General features: G+C 39.2%; 3 protein-coding genes and 1 other annotated feature. Of the genes, 2 read left to right on the top strand and 1 reads right to left on the bottom strand.

Translation table 11 applies throughout. From position 1 onward, the window contains the following. Positions 1-55: 55 nt before the first annotated feature. Positions 56-247 carry a hypothetical protein gene (locus ABD814_RS03100; protein ID WP_344910239.1) on the bottom strand — a complete coding sequence of 64 codons (192 nt, stop codon included), beginning with the start codon at positions 245-247 and terminating at the stop codon, positions 56-58. Positions 248-372: 125 nt separating this feature from the next. Then, positions 373-609, top strand: a binding site (T-box leader). A gap of 64 nt (positions 610-673) precedes the next feature. Here ABD814_RS03100 and ABD814_RS03095 point away from each other — a divergent pair. Beyond that, positions 674-3,319: a valine--tRNA ligase gene (locus ABD814_RS03095; protein ID WP_344910237.1), complete on the top strand. Its 2,646-nt coding sequence runs from the start codon at positions 674-676 to the stop codon at positions 3,317-3,319. A 198-nt stretch (positions 3,320-3,517) separates the two neighbouring features. Then, the gene (locus ABD814_RS03090) at positions 3,518-3,718 is read left to right on the top strand and encodes a hypothetical protein (RefSeq protein WP_344910235.1); all 201 of its coding nucleotides are present in this window, start codon (positions 3,518-3,520) and stop codon (positions 3,716-3,718) included. The last annotated feature ends 61 nt before the right edge of the window (positions 3,719-3,779 follow it).

The following is a 3,779-nucleotide window of genomic DNA, read 5'->3' as shown; positions in this document are numbered from 1 at the left end:
TAACTGGCATTCACTTTTGGCAATTTAATGGGCAAATCACCTATAAAAAATCAAGTTATGAATAATGCAGGAAGTATAATAATGCGTATGCGCCAATAAAGATTACCAGTAAAATAATATCTAACAATGAAGGGAATAAAATTGTTCGAACCATTTGCACGATTGAAATAGGGACTAGGCTACGCTCGATTAGGACTAAATATTCGCGATATTCTGGTGGAATGCGGAAGCGTCTATTGCGGAACATTTTCTCACCCCTTCACTAACCTAATGGTGTATTATATGCAACAATTAGACGATAGTATCACTTTTTAGTGATTGATTGTTGACTTTAGTAGTGGTTATTGGCTAAAATAGCGTATAGATATATTTTTAATAACGATGAAGAGGAAGAGTATGCTGACGATACTTTTAGAGAGGGAATCACGTGCTGAAAGATTTCTAAGTCACTCGCCCGCAGAAGGTAGCCTTGGATGTTGTTTTACTGAACGTCAATCGATCAATAGGTAAAACCGGTTTAAAACCGTTATCAATCAATGAAGTGTACAGCTTATTTAGGCTGTAAACAAAGGTGGTACCACGGAATGTTTAACCCAATTCGTCCTTTTTATTTAGAGGATAAATTGGGTTTTTTTGATGCAAAAATGACTGTACCAAATTAGGAGGAAATAAGATGACAAAAGAGCAACATAATTTACCCCCGAAATATGATTCTGCCGCCGTTGAGAAAGGGCGCTATCAATATTGGGTTGAGGGTAAATTTTTCGAAGCAACTGGAGATCCGAAAAAACAGCCGTACACGATAGTGATTCCGCCGCCCAACGTAACTGGAAAGCTCCATATTGGCCATGCATGGGATACGACATTACAAGATATTATTACAAGAATGAAGCGGATGCAGGGTTATGATGTGCTTTATTTACCGGGAATGGACCATGCCGGTATTGCAACGCAGGCTAGAGTTGAAGCTAAACTGCGTGAGGAAGGCGTCAGTCGCTATGATTTAGGTCGGGAGAAGTTTATCGAGAAATCGTGGGAGTGGAAGGAATCTTATGCTGATTTTATTCGCGAACAATGGGAGAGTCTTGGGCTTGGCTTAGACTATTCAAAAGAGCGTTTCACACTTGATGAGGGCTTGTCAGAAGCAGTTAAGGAAGTTTTCATTAAATTATATGAAGAAGATTTAATTTATCGTGGTGAATATATTATTAACTGGGATCCATCAAATCAAACGGCATTATCTGATATTGAAGTGATCCACGAAGAAGTGACTGGGCATTTCTATCATATGAAATATCCACTGAAGGATGGCTCGGGTCACATTGAAATTGCCACAACACGTCCGGAGACGATGTTAGGTGATACTGCGATCGCCGTTCACCCGAAAGATGAGCGTTACCAACATTTAATTGGTAAAAAAGTTATTTTACCGATTGTTGGTCGTGAAATTGAAATTGTTGCGGATACTTATGTTGATCGCGAATTTGGCTCAGGGGCGGTAAAAATCACACCTGCTCACGATCCAAATGACTTTGAGATCGGTAATCGCCACAGTCTTGAACGCGTTCTCGTGATGAATGAAGATGGAACAATGAATGAGAATGCCGGTAAATATGAAGGTATGGATCGATTTGAATGTCGAAAGCAGATCGTTAAAGACCTCCAAGCAGACGGAACGCTATTTGAAATTGAAGAGCACATTCACTCTGTTGGTCACTCGGAAAGAACGGGCGTTGTTGTTGAACCGTATTTATCAACACAATGGTTTGTCCGCATGCAACCACTTGCTGAAGAAGCGGTTAAAATGCAACAAGATCCAGAGCAAAAGGTTAACTTTGTCCCTGAACGATTCGAAGGTACCTATTTACGCTGGATGGATAATATCCGTGATTGGTGTATTTCACGTCAACTTTGGTGGGGACACCGAATTCCAGCCTGGTATCATAAAGAAACAGGTGAAATCTATGTTGGTAAAGAAGCGCCAGTAGATAGTGAAAATTGGGAGCAAGATGAGGATGTACTAGATACGTGGTTCTCATCCGCACTATGGCCATTTTCTACTTTAAACTGGCCTGATACTGATGATACAGACTTTAAACGTTATTTCCCGACAAATACACTTGTAACTGGCTATGACATTATTTTCTTTTGGGTTGCACGAATGATTTTCCAATCGAAGCATTTTACTGATCAGCGTCCATTTAAAGATGTACTGATCCACGGTTTAGTTCGAGATGCAGATGGCAAGAAGATGAGTAAATCACTAAATAATGGTGTTGATCCAATGGATGTGATCGAAAAATATGGTGCCGATTCACTGCGTTATTTCTTAGCGACTGGTTCATCACCTGGTCAAGACGTTCGCTTCCAATGGGAAAAGGTTGAATCGACGTGGAACTTTATTAATAAAATTTGGAATGCATCACGCTTTGTGATGATGAACATTGAAGGAATGACGACTGAAACGATTGATCTCACTGGCAAGAAAAATGTAGCTGATGAGTGGATCTTAACGCGATTGAACGAGACCATCGCACAAGTCAATCGCCACAGTGAGCGTTATGATTATGGTGAGGTTGGACGTTATCTCTATAACTTTATTTGGGATGATTTCTGTGATTGGTATATTGAAATGGCTAAAATCCCACTCAACGGTGAGGATGAAGCAGCGAAGCAAACGACACGTTCAATTCTAGCCTACGTACTTGATCAAATTTTACGAATGCTCCATCCATTTATGCCGTTTGTAACAGAAGAAATTTGGCAACATATCCCGCATCAAGGTGAGTCAATCACAAAAGCGAGCTGGCCAGAAGTGAATGAAGACTTGTCAAACCAGCAAGCAGCTACAGAGATGAAGCATTTAGTTGATATTATTCGCTCGGTGCGGAACATTCGAGCTGAAGTTGACACGCCAATGTCGAAACCAATTGATCTTGTTATTAAAGCAAATAATGAGCAAATTGCTGAAGAACTGAAGCAAAATCAACATTATATTGAACGCTTCTGTCGTACAGAAAACTTAACAATTGCAACAGATGCAGTAGCACCAGCTGAATCGATGTCAGCCGTTGTTTCAGGAGCGGAGCTTTACTTACCACTGGCAGGCTTAATTGATTATGAGAAAGAAATTGCTCGACTTGAAGCGGAACTTGAGAAATTAAATAAAGAAGTCGATCGTGTGCAAAAGAAATTAGGCAACGCTGGCTTTGTCAAAAAAGCACCCGAGCAAGTTGTCGCAGCTGAAAAAGAAAAAGAGCAGGAATATTTAGAGCAACGCGAGAAAGTAGTTAATCGCTTAAATGAATTAAATAAATAAATTCCGAAGAGCTACCCTATAATGGTTAGCTCTTCTCTATTTTTACACCAAGTGACTTTAGTCGGTATTATTACCACTATAAACCAATTGACTGAGTGATTTGTATTGATTGTTAAGTGATTAATGTCTATACTAAGTAATAATGTTAGTCTGATCAATTAAAAGGAAACACTGAAGTTTTAGTAGTGAGGTGAAGAAATGTTGTCTCGAAAGAAACAACTTGCAGTCTGGTTAATTTGGCTTGCCATTTGGCCAACTGTTATGATATTGCTTTTTAATTATGAGTTTGTTAATGCATCGTTTCGACTGTCTGATCTGCTCGTATTTATCATTTTAACGTCAATGGTTGCTTATTTACCAATTACAATTAATAAAACACCTATATTCTCCCGAGTTTGACACTTAATTAAATGAAAAACCCTCTAAATCCTTGATGTAAAAGGGTTTAGAGGGTTTGTTT

The organism is Amphibacillus indicireducens (assembly GCF_039539605.1).
Classification (GTDB): domain Bacteria; phylum Bacillota; class Bacilli; order Bacillales; family Amphibacillaceae; genus Amphibacillus; species Amphibacillus indicireducens.
This window is presented reverse-complemented; position numbering and strand designations above follow the sequence as displayed.